We start from the raw sequence: 17434 nt of genomic DNA on the forward strand, positions 1-17434 counted from the left end.
GGGTGAAAAGTAAAAGGCCCTTACGGGCCTTTTTTTATGTCCGCGTTTTTCTCACCCGATCCGCGTAAATCGACAATGTCTGCTTCAGTACGTCCAGCGTAACCGGTTTCGACAGACAGCTGTCCATCCCTGACTCCAGGCAGCGCTGTTTCTCTTCCGCCAGCGCATTCGCCGTGACGCCAACCACCGGCAACGTCAGACCAAGCTGGCGGATACGCTGCGTCAGACGATAGCCGTCCATATTGGGCATATTCACGTCGCTGAGAACGATATCAATATGGTTTTTACTGAGCACATTCAGCGCATCCACGCCGTCATTAGCGGTTTTACATTGATAACCCAGCGAGCCCAGCTGGTCAGCCAGCAGGCGACGGTTAATCGGATGGTCATCCACGACCAGAATCATCATATCGTCGTTCACCGACGCCAGCGATTCCGGTGACGGCAGGGTCGCCGCGCCATCGTTCTCTTCGAGCTGCACGCTGTAGATGCGCGCCAGCAGCCCCAACAGCTCATGTGGCGTCGCCACACTGTGAACCCACTCGCCCGGCGCACGCTCAACCGGAATACCGATGTGGCGACGACAGAACATCACCACGCCCCTTCCCTGCCACGGTTGCGCCAGCGTGTCATCGGTGATCAATACATCGTCCACGTCCGGCGTCTGGCCTTCATAACGGGAAACCCGCACGCCGCTGTGGTTCAGCAGTGCCGTCAGATAATCATTCAGCGAGGCGTTGTGCACCGCCAGCCAGCAGCGCTTATCGCTCAGGCCGTCAACCGTCGTTTTCGCCGGATACTGCGCAGAATAGAGCGGAATACGAATGGTGAACTGGCTACCCATACCTGGTTCGGTATCCACCGAGATATCGCCGTCCATCATGCTGACGAGCTTCTCACAAATTGCCAGCCCCAGTCCGGTCCCCTGGAAGTTACGCTGCACGCCGGTACCTACCTGGAAGAACGGGTCAAACAGACGAACCACTTCCTTCGCCGGGATCCCAACGCCGGTATCACGCACACGAATGCTCAGGTAGTCCCCTGCCCGGCACACATGCAACACGATACAGCCGATGTCGGTGAACTTGATGGCGTTACTGAGCAGGTTCGAAATGACCTGCTGCAGACGCATAGGATCGCCATGCAGCGTCAGCGGTACGTCTGGCTCAATAAAGCAATAGAGACCCAGCTGTTTACGTACCACCAGCGGCAGATAGTTGGCGCTGATGTGGTTCATCACCTCGCGCGGAGAGAACTCGCGCGGTTCAATTTTCAGCTGCTCGGACTCAATTTTCGAGAAATCGAGAATGTCGCTGATGATTTTCAGCAGCAGGCTTGAGGAGTTGTTCATCGCCGTCACCAGGCGATCAACGCCTTTCGGCAGCTCTTTGGTTTGCAGCAGATCGAGGTTGCCGATAATCCCGTACAGCGGCGTACGCAGTTCGTGACTGACGGTGGCAAGGAACATGGATTTCGACTGGCTGGCCTGCTCTGCCGCCTGGGCCATCTCCTGCAAAGACTCTTCCATCTTCACACGTGCGGAGACATCCACCAGCACGCAAATCGCCACGTTTTCATTGCGATAGCGCGAATGCACGAAGCTAATTTGTAAGTTGGTGTGGGTGCTGGTCAGCACGTCGACAAAATTCACCTGCTGACCACAGATAATTTGCGTCAGCCTTTGCCGGTCCTCGTGCGTCAGCATGTTCAGGTAGTTATGCGCCAGTTCATTACTGAGGATATTGGTGCCGTCCTGGGTGCGCAGGATACAGATCCCCACCGGTGCGGAGGCAACAATCTTACGGTTAAACTGCTCGTGTTCCTCCAGACGCTGGGCATCGCTTTCAGCGGGGATAAAAATCTTCCGCTCATACATCCGCGCCAGGGTAAACAGCGCGCCACCGGCCAGCACGTTCAGCAGGATGGCATTCATGATAAGAATACGGATCCGCTCAAGCACCATATCCACAGGCAGGGAATAGACGATACTCAGCGACGATGGCGGTAAGCTTTTCTTCAGCACCAGCTCACGGAATCCTGAGGTATAGCCAAACCACGAACGCTCCTGCATCCAGTGCGGATCGACGTTCAGGCGATTATCCGGCCCGGTGAGTGAAATCAGGGGATGGCCGTTCTCATCCAGAATGGTCACTCCCATCGGCAGACTGCCCGGCGTGAAGAAGTTTTCCATGCGGATGGTCTGTTCAATGCCCAGCAGCGCCTGCAGGCGATTGCCCAGATAAACCGGCGTCAGCGCATAGAAATAGCCCACGCCCATGCGCGGCCCCTGGCTTATCCAGAAGATGTTATTACCGCGCTCGTCCTGCGGCGCATTGCGGTATTTCAAAATGCGTTCATGCAGGCTTTTCAGCGCATCATCACGTTCGACGGGCACATCGCGCAGGCCAAAGTCGGCCATGCAGAGGTTTTCGCTGCCAATCAGGAACACGCGGTTCAGGTCATAGGCGGCGGAGAAGTTGTCGCGCCAGTAGCGCATAAACCAGGAGAGCGATTCCAGGGAACCGCGCCAGGTGTTGCTCATGGCGGAGCAGTCGGAATCCGGGAACAGCGGCTCGAAATCCGGTACTTCGGTTTTGTCATTACGGCTGCGGATGGCAAGAATACCGTTTTCCGCCGTCAGGCGATTTTCGGCAATGTACTTCAGCTCCTTCATCACGTCGGAGGTGCGCTGAATATAGCGCTGGGCCTGATCGGAACTTAGGTTAAATTCCTGACGGATCTCCGCTTCTTTCTGGTGCAGCGCGTTGACGATGTAAAACACCGAGGACAAGGCCACCAGTAACCAAAGCAAGAGCGCCAGCGCCCGAAACAGATAGCGAGAGACTTTCAGCGTGGTTCGAAAGGAGACGAGGTATTTCAAAGGGGCGAGGCTCCGCCGTCGGGGTCAAAAAGAATGTGGTTAAGGTAGCGGTAAACGCGGCTTGTCGCAACGTTGACTTGTCTGCATCTGCAAAAGAAAAGGGCCGGAATCCGGCCCTTTATGCGTCAGGAGACATTACTCGTCAGCATCATCCGCTGCATCATCGTCGGTGTCCACTTCCGGTGCGATATCATCATCACCTTCCGCGACGCTACCGTCGATGGAGTCGAGCTCTTCGTCGTCCACTGGCTCAGCAACACGTTGCAGACCCACCACGTTTTCATCTTCCGCCGTACGGATGAGGATAACGCCCTGGGTATTACGACCCACCACGCTAATCTCCGACACGCGGGTACGCACCAACGTACCGGCATCGGTGATCATCATGATCTGGTCGGCATCGTCTACCTGCACCGCGCCCACAACGGAACCGTTGCGCTCGGTCACCTTGATAGAGATAACGCCCTGCGTGCCACGCGACTTGGTTGGGTATTCCCCTTCCGCGGTACGTTTACCGTAACCATTCTGCGTCACGGTCAGGATAGCCCCTTCCCCGCGCGGAATAATCAGAGAAACGACGCTGTCTTCGCCCGCCAGTTTGATACCGCGAACGCCCGTTGCGGTACGACCCATTGCGCGGACGGCGTCTTCTTTGAAGCGCACCACTTTACCGGCTGCGGAGAAGAGCATGACTTCATCTTTGCCTGAAGTCAGATCGACGCCAATCAGCTCATCGCCTTCGTTCAGGTTCACCGCGATGATACCGGCAGAACGTGGACGGCTGAACTCGGTCAGCGCGGTTTTCTTCACGGTACCGCTGGCGGTCGCCATAAAGACGTTCACGCCCTCTTCGTACTCGCGTACCGGCAGAATGGCGGTGATACGTTCGTTCGCTTCCAGCGGCAGCAGGTTAACGATCGGACGACCACGTGCACCACGGCTCGCTTCCGGCAACTGGTAGACCTTCATCCAGTACAGACGACCCCGGCTGGAGAAGCAGAGGATGGTGTCATGGGTGTTCGCCACCAGCAGACGGTCAATAAAGTCTTCTTCTTTAATACGTGCCGCAGATTTGCCTTTACCACCACGACGCTGTGCTTCGTAGTCAGTTAACGGCTGATACTTCACGTAGCCCTGGTGAGACAGGGTCACAACAACGTCTTCCTGGTTGATCAGGTCTTCGATGTTGATATCTGCGGAGTTGGCGGTGATTTCGGTGCGACGCTCATCGCCGAACTGATCGCGGATCAGCTCCAGCTCTTCGCGGATCACTTCCATCAGGCGCTCTGCGCTGCCCAGGATGTGCAGCAGTTCAGCGATCTGCTCCAGCAGCTCTTTATATTCGTCGAGCAGTTTTTCATGCTCAAGGCCGGTCAGTTTCTGCAGACGCAGATCCAGAATCGCCTGGGCTTGCTGTTCAGTCAGGTAGTACTGACCATCACGCACGCCGAATTCAGGTTCCAGCCACTCAGGACGCGCGGCGTCATCACCGGCACGCTCCAGCATTGCCGCAACGTTGCCCAGATCCCACGGACGGGAAATCAGCGCGGTTTTCGCTTCCGCCGGGGTTGGCGCGCGACGGATCAGTTCAATGATCGGGTCGATGTTGGCCAGCGCCACGGCCAGTGCCTCAAGGATGTGGGCACGGTCACGCGCTTTGCGCAGTTCGAAAATGGTACGACGGGTCACCACTTCGCGGCGGTGACGGACAAACGCGCTCAGGATCTCTTTCAGGTTCATGATCTTCGGCTGACCATGGTGCAGTGCAACCATGTTGATACCGAAGGAGACCTGCAGCTGGGTCTGAGAGTACAGGTTGTTCAGCACAACCTCGCCCACCGCGTCGCGTTTGATTTCAATCACGATGCGCATACCGTCTTTATCAGACTCGTCACGCAGCGCGCTGATGCCTTCAACACGTTTTTCTTTTACCAGCTCGGCGATTTTTTCAATCAGTCGCGCTTTGTTCACCTGATACGGGATCTCGTGAACAATGATGGTTTCACGGCCGGTTTTGGCATCTGCTTCCACTTCGGCGCGGGCACGGATGTAAATCTTGCCGCGACCGGTGCGGTACGCTTCTTCAATACCACGACGACCGTTGATGATGGCCGCCGTCGGGAAGTCCGGGCCCGGGATGTGTTCCATCAGCCCTTCAATGCTGATGTCTTCATCGTCGATATAGGCCAGGCAGCCGTTGATCACTTCGGTGATGTTGTGCGGCGGAATGTTGGTCGCCATCCCTACGGCGATACCGGACGAACCGTTCACCAGCAGGTTAGGGATCTTCGTTGGCATGACGTCAGGAATTTTTTCCGTGCCATCGTAGTTATCAACGAAATCAACCGTCTCTTTTTCCAGGTCGGCCATCAGCTCATGGGCAATTTTCGCCAGACGGATTTCCGTATAACGCATTGCCGCGGCGGAGTCGCCGTCGATAGAACCAAAGTTACCCTGACCATCTACCAGCATGTAACGCAGCGAGAAAGGCTGCGCCATACGAACGATGGTGTCGTACACCGCGGAATCACCATGGGGATGGTATTTACCGATTACGTCACCAACGACACGGGCAGATTTTTTGTAGGCTTTATTCCAGTCATTGCCCAATACGTTCATGGCGTATAGTACGCGACGGTGTACCGGCTTCAGGCCATCGCGGACGTCCGGCAGCGCACGGCCAACAATGACCGACATCGCATAGTCCAGATAGGAGCTCTTCAGCTCTTCCTCGATGTTAACCGGTGTAATTTCTCTCGCAAGGTCGCTCATCTAACCGCTATCCCTCTACTGTATCCCGGATTCAAAGGTCGCAAATTATAACACAGCCGCGGTGATACAGGTAAACCTATACGCTTTATTCACAGGGATTGCCTGATATACTCATTCGTCTTGCTAAATAAGGAGTAAAAGCGCCCATGAATGCCGAAAAATCCCCGGTGGCTCACAACGTAGACCACGAAGAGATTGCCAAATTTGAAGCGGTGGCGTCCCGCTGGTGGGATCTCGAAGGTGAGTTCAAACCTCTGCATCGCATCAACCCGCTGCGTCTGGGCTATATCGCGGAGCGTTCCGGCGGTCTGTTCGGTAAAAAAGTGCTCGACGTCGGCTGCGGCGGCGGCATCCTGGCAGAGAGCATGGCGCGCGAAGGAGCCACTGTCACCGGCCTGGATATGGGTTTTGAACCGTTGCAGGTTGCCCGTCTGCATGCGCTGGAGTCCGGGATTCAGGTGGAGTACGTACAGGAAACCGTTGAGGAACACGCGGCAAAACATGCGCACCAGTACGACGTGGTCACCTGCATGGAGATGCTGGAGCACGTTCCCGACCCGCAGTCCGTCGTCAACGCCTGCGCAAAACTGGTGAAACCGGGCGGCCAGGTCTTCTTCTCCACCATCAACCGTAACGGCAAAGCCTGGCTGATGGCCGTCGTCGGTGCAGAGTATTTACTGCGCATGGTGCCCAAAGGCACACACGACGTGAAGAAATTCATCAAGCCTGCCGAGTTACTGGGCTGGGTTGACCAGACGTGGCTCAAGGAGCAGCACATCACCGGTCTGCACTACAATCCGCTGACCGATAAATTCAAACTCGCCCCGGGCGTGGATGTTAACTATATGTTGCACACCACCGCCAAAAACGACTAACGTCATCCATTATTCTTATAAAGATTGCGCGACATCATGTTGCGCAATTCTGACCTCCCGTTGAAGAAATCAGCACTCGATCAAATTTTGAATTTTTTTTCTTAATTATTGACATCTCTTCCAGGCCTTACAGCATGAGGACTTAGCCTTTTTTACCCTTTCACAACCTCAATTTAACGTCAAAATCAACCCTTGTACTGAAAAGAATCCTTACTAGAATACTCACCATATAGCGTTTCTCTTATCGCAAACCCCCTATATGTAGTATTTATCCACAGAGTTAGTCACAAGGCGGATCTGTGGATAAACGGGGGATATTTTTTTATTTCACGGACAGGTAAAACCCACATGAATCAGAGTCTGCTGGTGACAAAGCGCGACGGTACTACCGAGCGTATCAATCTGGACAAAATCCATCGAGTTCTCGACTGGGCAGCAGAAGGCCTGAACAACGTATCTATCTCCCAGGTTGAACTGCGTTCCCATATTCAGTTCTACGACGGCATCAAAACGTCTGATATCCACGAAACCATCATCAAAGCGGCGGCGGATCTGATCTCCCGCGAAGCGCCGGATTATCAGTACCTCGCTGCACGTCTGGCGATTTTCCACCTGCGTAAAAAAGCCTACGGCCAGTTCGAGCCGCCTGCGCTTTACGACCACGTGGTGAAAATGGTTGAGCTGGGTAAATACGACACGCATCTGCTGGAAGACTATACGGAAGAAGAGTTCGAGCAGATGAACGGGTTTATCGATCACTGGCGTGATATGAACTTCTCCTACGCAGCGGTGAAACAGCTCGAAGGCAAATACCTGGTCCAGAACCGTGTCACGGGCGAAATCTACGAGAGCGCCCAGTTCCTCTATATTCTGGTGGCCGCCTGCCTGTTCTCTAACTACCCGCGTGACACCCGTCTGGAATACGTTAAGCGTTTCTATGATGCGGTCTCTACGTTCAAGATTTCTCTGCCGACGCCGATTATGTCTGGCGTGCGTACCCCAACCCGTCAGTTCAGCTCCTGCGTACTGATCGAGTGCGGTGACAGCCTGGATTCCATCAATGCGACCTCCAGCGCGATTGTCAAATACGTCTCCCAGCGTGCCGGTATCGGTATCAACGCCGGTCGCATTCGCGCCCTGGGCAGCCCAATTCGCGGCGGTGAAGCGTTCCATACCGGTTGTATCCCGTTCTACAAGCACTTCCAGACGGCAGTAAAATCCTGCTCTCAGGGCGGCGTGCGCGGTGGTGCGGCAACCCTGTTCTACCCAATGTGGCACCTGGAAGTCGAAAGCCTGCTGGTACTGAAAAACAACCGTGGTGTTGAAGGTAACCGCGTGCGTCACATGGACTACGGCGTGCAGATCAACAAACTGATGTACACCCGTCTGCTGAAAGGTGAAGACATTACCCTGTTCAGCCCGTCCGATGTCCCGGGTCTGTATGACGCGTTCTTCGCCGATCAGGACGAGTTTGAACGTCTGTACACCAAATACGAAAAAGACGACAGCATCCGTAAACAGCGCGTGAAGGCGGTCGATCTGTTCTCCCTGATGATGCAGGAACGTGCCTCTACCGGCCGTATCTACATCCAGAACGTTGACCACTGCAACACCCACAGCCCGTTTGATCCGGTTGTTGCGCCAGTGCGCCAGTCTAACCTGTGCCTGGAGATCGCCCTGCCGACCAAACCGCTGGAAGACGTGAACGACGAAAACGGCGAAATCGCGCTGTGTACGCTGTCTGCGTTCAACCTGGGCGCGATTAAGAGCCTGGACGAACTGGAAGAGCTGGCAGTGCTGGCCGTCCGTGCGCTCGACGCCCTGCTGGACTACCAGGATTACCCAATCCCGGCGGCGAAACGCGGCGCAATGGGCCGTCGTACGCTGGGTATCGGCGTCATCAACTTCGCCTACTGGCTGGCGAAACACGGTAAGCGTTACTCCGACGGCAGCGCGAACAACCTGACCCACGAAACGTTCGAAGCGATCCAGTATTACCTGCTGAAAGCGTCTAACGAGCTGGCGAAAGAGCAAGGCGCATGCCCGTGGTTTAACGAAACCACCTATGCGAAAGGCATTCTGCCAATCGACACCTACAAGAAAGACCTGGATGCGATTGCAAACGCGCCGCTGCATCTGGACTGGGAAGCACTGCGCGAGTCCATTAAGACTCACGGCCTGCGCAACTCCACGCTCTCTGCCCTGATGCCGTCTGAGACCTCCTCGCAGATCTCTAACGCCACCAACGGTATCGAGCCGCCGCGCGGTCACGTCAGCATTAAAGCGTCGAAAGACGGTATCCTGCGCCAGGTGGTGCCGGATTACGAACAGCTGAAAGACAACTACGAGCTGCTGTGGGAAATGCCAAACAATGACGGCTATCTGCAGCTGGTGGGTATCATGCAGAAATTCATCGATCAGTCGATCTCTGCCAATACCAACTACGACCCGACGCGTTTCCCGTCTGGTAAAGTGCCAATGCAGCAACTGCTGAAAGACCTGCTCACCGCGTACAAATTTGGCGTGAAAACCCTGTATTATCACAACACCCGTGATGGTGCAGAAGACGCGCAGGACGATCTGGCACCGTCAATTCAGGATGATGGCTGCGAAAGCGGCGCATGTAAGATCTAATAAATCCCCTCATCCTAACCCTCTCCCACAGGGAGAGGGAACTCTTTCCCCCTCTCCCTGTGGGAGAGGGCCGGGATGAGGGGGAAATAACACCACAGGACACACTCATGGCATATACCACCTTTTCACAGACGAAAAACGACCAGCTCAAAGAGCCGATGTTCTTCGGCCAGCCGGTCAATGTGGCACGCTACGATCAGCAAAAATATGACATCTTCGAAAAGCTGATTGAAAAGCAACTCTCCTTCTTCTGGCGTCCGGAGGAAGTTGACGTTTCCCGCGATCGTATCGATTTCCAGGCGTTGCCGGAGCATGAAAAACACATTTTCATCAGCAACCTGAAGTACCAGACGCTGCTGGACTCCATTCAGGGCCGCAGCCCGAACGTTGCCCTGCTGCCGCTGATCTCCATTCCGGAACTGGAAACCTGGGTGGAAACCTGGGCATTCTCGGAGACGATCCACTCCCGCTCTTACACCCACATTATCCGCAACATCGTTAACGATCCGGCGGTGGTGTTTGACGATATCGTCACCAACGAGCAGATTCAGAAACGCGCGGAAGGGATTGCCCACTACTACGACGAGCTGATCGAGATGACCAGCTACTGGCACCTGCTGGGCGAAGGGACCCACAACGTGAACGGCAAAACCGTCACCGTGAACCTGCGCGCGCTGAAAAAGCAGCTGTACCTGTGCCTGATGAGCGTTAACGCCCTGGAAGCCATCCGCTTCTACGTGAGCTTTGCCTGCTCCTTTGCGTTTGCCGAGCGCAAGCTGATGGAAGGTAACGCCAAAATCATCCGTCTGATCGCCCGTGACGAAGCCCTGCACCTGACCGGCACCCAGCACATGCTGAACCTGTTGCGCAGCGGCGCAGACGACCCGGAAATGGCGGAAATCGCTGAAGAGTGCAAGCAGGAGTGCTACGACCTGTTCGTGCTGGCCGCACAGCAGGAGAAAGAGTGGGCAGACTACCTGTTCCGCGACGGCTCCATGATTGGCCTGAACAAAGACATTCTGTGCCAGTACGTTGAGTACATCACCAACATCCGTATGCAGGCGGTCGGTCTCGATCTGCCATTCCAGACGCGCTCCAACCCGATCCCGTGGATCAACACCTGGCTGGTGTCCGATAACGTGCAGGTGGCGCCACAGGAAGTGGAAGTGAGTTCTTACCTGGTCGGTCAGATTGATTCTGAAGTCAACACTGACGACCTGAGCAATTTCCAGCTCTGATGACGCGCGTAACGCTGAGTCTTTCGGGCACAGAAGTGCTGTGCCAGGAAGAGCACCCTTCCCTGCTGGCAGCCCTTGAGGCGAATCAGGTGACGGTAGAGTATCAGTGTCGTGAAGGCTATTGCGGCTCCTGCCGCTGCCGCCTGGTCACCGGCCAGGTGGACTGGCTGACCGAACCGCTGGCCTTTATCAATGAAGGGGAAATTTTGCCCTGCTGCTGCCGGGCAAAAGGTGATATTGAAATAGAAATATAGCGCCAACCCCTCCTTTCGGGTTCGTGATTTACGAACCCGTGATTCGCCTTTCCTCACCTGTTCACCCCTCCTCATGCCGCTTACTCTAACGGTATATCCACCTGAGGAGGCCATCAGCAATGTCCGTTTTATCCTTAGAACAGTTCATGACCACACCCCCTGAGCAGATGCCCTACGATATTATCATTGTTGGCGCGGGCTCTGCCGGGGCAGTGCTGGCAGCACGTCTTAGCGAAGATGAGCAGACACGTGTTCTGCTGCTGGAATATGGTCCGTCTTTTGATCCCGATGGCTATCCGGAACTGCTTTACAGCGGCAATATTATCGCGGCGAATGGCGATCAGCGATATGAATGGGGCTATTACGCCAGCCCGGTCAGGCAGCCCGATCCCGTCTATACTCCACGCGGCAAAACCCTCGGCGGAAGTTCAGCCATTAACGCCGCCGTCGCCTGCCGGGCGCTCCCCTGGGATTTCGAACGCATCACGGCAAAAGGGCTTAAGGGCTGGAAATATGAGGATGTGCTGCCCTACTACAAAAAGATGGAAACCTACCCTTTGGGTGAGGATAAATATCATGGTCGTGAAGGTCCACTTCCGATCCATCAGATGACGTTAGAGGAGATCACCCCAGTTCAGCGGGCCACCCTGGAAGCGGCGTGGCAGTTGGGTTTTGCGCGGGTTGAAGACTTTAACCACCCAGAAGCCAACAACGGCGCCGGGCCCAATCCGATGAATATCATTAACGGCGTTCGGGTGAATACCGGAATGGCATGGCTTACCCGCAAGGTACGCCAGCGCCCGAACCTGACCATCGTGTATGGGGCGCTCACGGACAAGCTGATCGTTGAGGAGAACCGGGTCAAAGGCGTGCAGCTTGCCGACGGGAAACAGTGCTTTGCCCGCCAGACAATCCTCAGCGCCGGCGCCTATGGTTCCGCCGCGATATTGCTGCGCTCAGGCATCGGCCCACGCCACCATCTGGAATCGCTGTCTATCCCCGTCGTGAAAGAGGCCCCGGTGGGTGAGCGTCTGCGGGATCACGCCTTCTACTGGATAAACTTCGCCGGAAAAGCCGAACTTAAGGGCCACGAGCATCCGGTTGTCGCCGCCCAGATCTGGACGAATTCAAGCTTTGCCAAATCAGCCCGCGAAATGGACATTGCCATTTCCCCTTCGCATCTGTTACCTGCAGACCTCAGCCCAACCGGCGTCGCCTTCTCCCTCGGGCTGGAACTCATGCATTGCAGCTCCACAGGCTACATCCGCCTGAAGAGCCGTGACCCTCACGATGCACCGGAAATAGCGCTTAATCACCTGACGACAGAAGATGACATGCGCCGGATGGTCGAGTGTTTTCGTCTGGCACGCCTGCTGGCGGATATGCCGCCGCTGCGCCAGCTCATTGAGTACGAAATCAGCCCCGGAGCCTCGGTCGGGGATGATGAATCTGACATTCGCCAGGCTCTGGCGCAGGGGGTTAGCACCCTCCAGCACCCCTGCTCCACCGCACCGATGGGGCCCCCTGATGACCCCTATGCCGTGGTGGATGAAAACGGGTGCCTTTACGGTCTGCATGACTTAAGGGTCATCGACGCATCGATCCTGCCCGAAATCCCGCTCATCAACCTCAATCCGACCATCATCATGATGGCAGAAAAACTGGCTGATGCGCTGCGTAACGATATTCATGAGGAGAGGAAAAATGGTATCCATCAAGCCGGAAAACAGCGCCAGAATAATGAAACAATCGTACGACGTCATAGTCGCAGGCGGTGGTTCAGCGGGTGCGGTTCTCGCCGCACGTCTTAGCGAGAACCCTGACTGCCAGGTATTGCTGCTGGAGGGCGGCCCCGTCTTTGCCCCCGATGGCTGGCCGCATGAACTGGCGCAAAGCCACTCTGTTGGCGGCGGTGATTACGTCTGGGAACACGGCGCGGCAACGGGAACCGATCATACCTCTGGTCATCTGCGGGCCAAAGTGCTCGGTGGCGGCTCCACGATCAACGCAGGCGCGTTTGTTCGCGCCCCTAAATCCGATTTTGACCGCTGGGTAAAGCGCGGACTGAGCGACTGGTCGTTTGATAGGGTCTTACCGTGGTTCAAACGGCTTGAAAATGCCGACTATGGCGACGATCGCTGGCATGGCCGCCACGGCCCCGTTCCGGTGCGATTACCTGCGCTGGAGACACTCAGTCCGGCAAGTCAGGCGTTTTATCACGCCTGTCGCGCTCACGGCTTTGCCGCCATTGACGATATTAACGGCGAACAACAACACGGCGTCGCCATCTATCCACTGAATGTTGTCAACGGCATCCGGCAAAACACTGGCATGGTCTACCTGACGGCGGAGGTTCGGGCGCGCAAGAATCTGTCAATTGTCGGCATGACGGTTGTGGATAAAGCGCTTATAGACAATTCGCGGGTGAACGGCATACAGCTTGCGGATGGGACACGGATCGCTGCCGACTGCGTGTTCCTTTGTGCCGGTGCGGCCGGTACGCCAGCCATTCTGTTACGCTCCGGCATTGGTCCTGCTGACGATTTACGCCGTCTGGAAATCCCGCTAAAACAGGATCTCCCCGTTGGCCGCAATTTGCAGGAACAACCCGTGAACGGGATCATGCTGGCGACCTCTGCAGAACATGCCAGCTATCCCCCAATAGGTGCAACGCTCTGGACACAATCTTCGCTGGCCGCAGCCGACGAACTGGATCTGTATATCAGCAATAACCACTTCGTCGATCCAGGACTGTTTCCACACGGGGCGGGTTTCCAGCTCTTTTTCACCGTGGCTCGCCCCTGTGCCCGTGGGCGTCTGACACTGACGAGCCGCAATCCGCTGCTCGCCCCCAGCATCGATCTCAATCTGCTGGGCGACGAGCGCGACGTCATACGGATGGTCGAAGCGGTGAAGTTGTCCCGGGCACTGGTGCAGGAAGGTCCATTGCAGGCACTGGTTACTGGCGAAGTCCCGGCAGTTAAAGGCGGTAAACTCGCCAAAACAGACCAGCAGATAGCTGAGGAGCAGCGTGCGACGGTGAAAAGCAATCTACACCTCAGCGCGACAGCACCGATGGGTAAAGAAAGCGATCCGGCAGCAGTCGTGGACGCGTGCGGCAACGTCTTCGGCATTAACGGGCTGTTTGTCGTCGATGCCTCGTTGTTCCCGGACGTTCCCTCTCAGGCGACTAACCCGGATGTGATCATGGCGGCAGAATATCTCGCCAGCCGTTTTTCCGGCTCCCTGAACGGCGCATAGTAAACCGAATAAGCCATAAAGGAGCGCCTGTGTGAACAAGTTCGTGGAGATGAGCACGTTTGTTTCGGTTGTTGAGTCGCAAAGCTTTGTTGGCGCGGCGGCAAAGCTGGGAACATCAAAATCGGTGGTCAGCCAGCGCGTCAAGATGCTGGAGAAACGGCTTGGCGCAAGCTTGCTGGAGCGTGGGCCCCGCCTTAGCCTGACGGAAGCGGGTCTGCTTTTTTATCAGGAGTGCGTGCGTATCCTTGACGAAGTCACACAGGCGGAAGAAGCCGTGGCACCCTCACGCAGCGAGCTTCACGGCGAGCTGCGTATCGCCACCTCGCATACCTTTATGACCACCCATCTGTCGACGATCCTGGCCGGATTTATTGGCGCTCATCCGGGACTGTCTCTCGATATCTCGACAGAAGATCGGCAGATTAATATGCATCAGCCCGACTTTGATATCGCCATCCGCCTCGGTCTCGTCCCGGACTCTACGCTCATCGCCCGCACGCTGGCGCGCAATCTGACCTGGCTGTGCGCGAGCCCGGACTATCTGGCGCAACGGGGCACGCCTGTGCACCCCGTTGAGCTGGAGCAGCATGACGGACTGTTATATACCCACCGTGCGCCAGGCGGTTGCTGGCAGCTACTGCATAACGGGCAGCGGCAGAACTGGCGCGTCAGAAATCGTCTGCGTTCGGATAATGCTTTCAGCCTGCTGGAAGCCGCCAAAGCAGGACTTGGGATTGTGGTCATGCCGTTATTTTTAGGTGCTGATGCGATATTGCGCGGAGAACTGAATATCATTTTACCCGGCTGGCAACCGGATGGTGGCAACATTGTGGCCCTGTATCGCCAGACGCGTCGCGCCTCGCCGGTGATCCAGGCGCTGGTCAACCTGGTCGCAGAACAGCTAGGGCCAGAGCCAGAATGGGAAAAAAAGCTAAGGCTGGCCGGCCTACTGCCCGAATAAAAAAGGGCCTTACGGCCCCTTGTATTACTTGTTATGCAGGAATGAAACTGCTTTATCCGGGAAATCCGTAAACAACCCGTCTACGTCCGCCTGCTTATACAACACCTCGTAAAGCTGATTCACGTCCGTGGCGTACGGCGGTAACTGGTCTGCGCGCACCGTATACGGATGCACCTGCATCTTGCTGGCGTGTGCCTCTTTTACCATCGCCGTCAGCTTCACGTGGCCCGGGGTTGAACCTTCCGCCACCAGCATGTGGTAATCCGGCCCGATCCCGTCGGCGTACTGCGCGATCTGCTTCATGGCGCCCGGTTTGAACATCCAGTCGTAGTTATAGTTTACCCACTTGCCGTCTGCCTGCTTCTCCTGGGTTTCGTTCCAGTCGGTATAGGCAATCAGCTGGACCAGATTGAGATCCATCCCCATCTTAGGCTCCAGCTCGGTTTTGATGCGCTTCAGTTCTGCGGCGTCAAAACACTGGAGATAAACTTTGTCCTTCTTGCTGGTGTAGCCGTATTGCTTCAGCACCTCCAGCGTCTTCGCGGCAATATCCTTCCCTTCCTGGTGATGGAACCACGGGGCTTTAATTTCCGGATAGATACCGATATTTTTGCCTGTCGAGTGGTTCAGCCCCTGAACAAACTCAATCTCTTCCTGGAAGGTATGGATACGGAAGTCAGATTTGCCCATTGGGAAACGTCCCGGATAAACCTGCACCTTCTTGCCGTTTTCAATCTCGAAGCCTTCGGTAAACTTCAGAGAGCGGATTTCATCCAGAGTAAAATCGATGGCGTAAAAACGACCATCTTTACGGGCGCGGTCCGGGAAACGCTCCGCCACATCGGTCACGCGATCAAGATAGTGGTCATGCAGGACGACCAGCTGGTCGTCCTTTGTCATCACCAGATCCTGCTCAAGATAATCGGCCCCCTGCGCGTAGGCCATCGCCTTCGCCGGCAGCGTATGCTCCGGCAGATAGCCGCTTGCGCCGCGATGGGCAATAACGATTTTATCCGCCGCCAGTGCGGAGCCGGTCATCAGGCCCGCCAGCAGCAGACCGGTCGCTAATTGAGTTAATTTCATGGCAATGCTCCTTATTGACGACGCGCCAGCACGTCCGCGTGGTGACGTTTTTCACCGATCATCACAACAATCAGCAGCAGTACCGCCAGCACGCTGCCGCCGATCATCACCATAAAGCCGCCGTCCCAGCCGAAGAAGTCAACGGTATAGCCCACGATGGCGCTCGCCGCGACCGAACCGCCCAGGTAGCCAAACAGACCGGTAAAGCCTGCCGCCGTACCGGCTGCTTTTTTCGGTGCCAGTTCCAGCGCATGCAGACCGATCAACATAACAGGACCATAAATCAGGAAGCCGATGACGATCATACAGGTCATATCCACGCCCGGGTTGCCCGGCGGGTTGAGCCAGTAGACGACGGTGGCAATGGTCACGAGCGTCATAAAGAAGACGCCCGTTGCGCCACGGTTGCCCTTAAATACTTTGTCCGACATCCAGCCGCAAATCAGCGTCCCCGGGATCCCCGCGTATTCGTACAGGAAGTAGGCCCAGGAGGATTTATCCAGCGCGAAATGCTTCACCTCTTTCAGGTAGGTCGGTGACCAGTCGAGGATGCCGTAACGCAGCAGGTAAACAAACACGTTCGCAACCGCGATGTACCACAGCAGTTTGTTCGGCAACACGTACTTCATGAAGATCTGCTTTGCCGTCAGCTCTTCTTCGTGCTTCTCGCTGTAATCATCTGGATAGTCGTTTTTGTACTCCTCAATCGGCGGCAGGCCGCAGGACTGCGGTGTATCGCGCATCAGCGCAAAGGCGATAATCGCCACCAGAATGGCGCCAAAGGCAGGCATATAGAGCGCAGCGTGCCAGTCGTTGAACCAGGCCATCCCCAGCAGGAACAGCAGAGGCGGAATGCCGCCACCCACGTTATGCGCGCAGTTCCACACCGACACGATGCCGCCACGCTCCTTTTGCGACCACCAGTGCACCATGGTACGCCCGCATGGCGGCCATCCCATCCCCTGGAACCAGCCGCACAGGAACAACAGCACAAACATAATGGCGATGCTGGACGTTGCCCATGGCACAAAGCCCATAAACAGCATCACCGCCGCCGCCAGGATCAGACCGGCTGGCAGGAACACGCGCGGATTCGAGCGATCCGACACCGATCCCATGATGAATTTCGAAAAGCCGTAGGCGATGGAGATCCCCGACAGCGCGAACCCGAGATCGCCACGCGAAAAGCCCTGCTCAACCAGATAAGGCATGGCGAGGGCAAAGTTTTTACGCACAAGGTAATACGCCGCATACCCGAAGAAGATCCCCAGGAAGATTTGCCAGCGCAGGCGGCGGTAAAGCGGATCTATTTCTGCCTCAGGCAGACGCGCCCGGTGCGGCGCAGGTTTAAAGATACTGAGCATGACAGCCTCCGTGGCCATGTATTGAATTTACAGGGGTTTAACTGCCCCAAACTCCAGCAAGGCGGGGATGTTAAGAAATCACGGTGATTGTTACTGTGAATCAACGCACAA

General features: G+C 56.0%; 11 protein-coding genes. 7 read left to right on the plus strand and 4 right to left on the minus strand.

The genetic code is table 11. From position 1 onward, the window contains the following. Window positions 1-34: 34 nt before the first annotated feature. Complete coding sequence (gene rcsC / locus ECL_RS17425) at window positions 35-2881, minus strand: two-component system sensor histidine kinase RcsC (RefSeq protein ID WP_013098008.1); 2847 nt, start codon at window positions 2879-2881, stop codon at window positions 35-37. 135 nt (window positions 2882-3016) lie between these two features. Next, on the minus strand, window positions 3017-5653 hold the full coding sequence (gyrA, locus tag ECL_RS17430; protein WP_013098009.1) for a DNA topoisomerase (ATP-hydrolyzing) subunit A: 2637 nt from the start codon (window positions 5651-5653) through the stop codon (window positions 3017-3019). Between the two features lie 146 nt (window positions 5654-5799). Between gyrA and ubiG the strand changes: the two genes are divergently transcribed. From ubiG to ECL_RS17465, 7 genes are all read left to right on the plus strand, one after another. Next, window positions 5800-6528, plus strand: a complete 729-nt coding sequence (ubiG, locus tag ECL_RS17435; RefSeq protein ID WP_013098010.1) for a bifunctional 2-polyprenyl-6-hydroxyphenol methylase/3-demethylubiquinol 3-O-methyltransferase UbiG — start codon at window positions 5800-5802, stop codon at window positions 6526-6528. A 348-nt stretch (window positions 6529-6876) separates the two neighbouring features. After that, window positions 6877-9162: a class 1a ribonucleoside-diphosphate reductase subunit alpha gene (gene nrdA / locus ECL_RS17440; protein ID WP_013098011.1), complete on the plus strand. Its 2286-nt coding sequence runs from the start codon at window positions 6877-6879 to the stop codon at window positions 9160-9162. 107 nt (window positions 9163-9269) lie between these two features. Next, window positions 9270-10400 carry a class Ia ribonucleoside-diphosphate reductase subunit beta gene (gene nrdB / locus ECL_RS17445; protein WP_013098012.1) on the plus strand — a complete coding sequence of 377 codons (1131 nt, stop codon included), beginning with the start codon at window positions 9270-9272 and terminating at the stop codon, window positions 10398-10400. Beyond that, window positions 10400-10654: a class I ribonucleotide reductase maintenance protein YfaE gene (yfaE, locus tag ECL_RS17450; protein ID WP_013098013.1), complete on the plus strand. Its 255-nt coding sequence runs from the start codon at window positions 10400-10402 to the stop codon at window positions 10652-10654. The genes nrdB and yfaE overlap by 1 nt, the downstream gene beginning before the upstream one ends. A gap of 119 nt (window positions 10655-10773) precedes the next feature. Then, entirely contained in the window at window positions 10774-12465 is a 1692-nt protein-coding gene (locus ECL_RS17455; RefSeq protein WP_013098014.1) for a GMC family oxidoreductase, read from the plus strand. Then, window positions 12359-13915: a GMC family oxidoreductase gene (locus tag ECL_RS17460; protein ID WP_044157966.1), complete on the plus strand. Its 1557-nt coding sequence runs from the start codon at window positions 12359-12361 to the stop codon at window positions 13913-13915. Before ECL_RS17455 ends, ECL_RS17460 begins: the two co-directional genes overlap by 107 nt. A gap of 31 nt (window positions 13916-13946) precedes the next feature. Beyond that, on the plus strand, window positions 13947-14876 hold the full coding sequence (locus ECL_RS17465; RefSeq protein WP_013098016.1) for a LysR family transcriptional regulator: 930 nt from the start codon (window positions 13947-13949) through the stop codon (window positions 14874-14876). 24 nt (window positions 14877-14900) lie between these two features. Here ECL_RS17465 and glpQ read toward each other — a convergent pair whose 3' ends face one another. Both glpQ and glpT read right to left on the minus strand, forming a co-directional pair. Continuing rightward, window positions 14901-15959 (minus strand): glycerophosphodiester phosphodiesterase, encoded by a 1059-nt coding sequence (glpQ, locus tag ECL_RS17470; RefSeq protein ID WP_013098017.1) that lies wholly within the window; start codon window positions 15957-15959, stop codon window positions 14901-14903. 11 nt (window positions 15960-15970) lie between these two features. After that, a complete protein-coding gene (gene glpT / locus ECL_RS17475) occupies window positions 15971-17323 on the minus strand; it encodes a glycerol-3-phosphate transporter (RefSeq protein ID WP_013098018.1) in 1353 nt (450 codons plus the stop codon). Between the last annotated feature and the right edge of the window lie 111 nt (window positions 17324-17434).

Origin of the sequence: Enterobacter cloacae subsp. cloacae ATCC 13047, from assembly GCF_000025565.1 — a bacterium.
GTDB lineage: Bacteria > Pseudomonadota > Gammaproteobacteria > Enterobacterales > Enterobacteriaceae > Enterobacter > Enterobacter cloacae.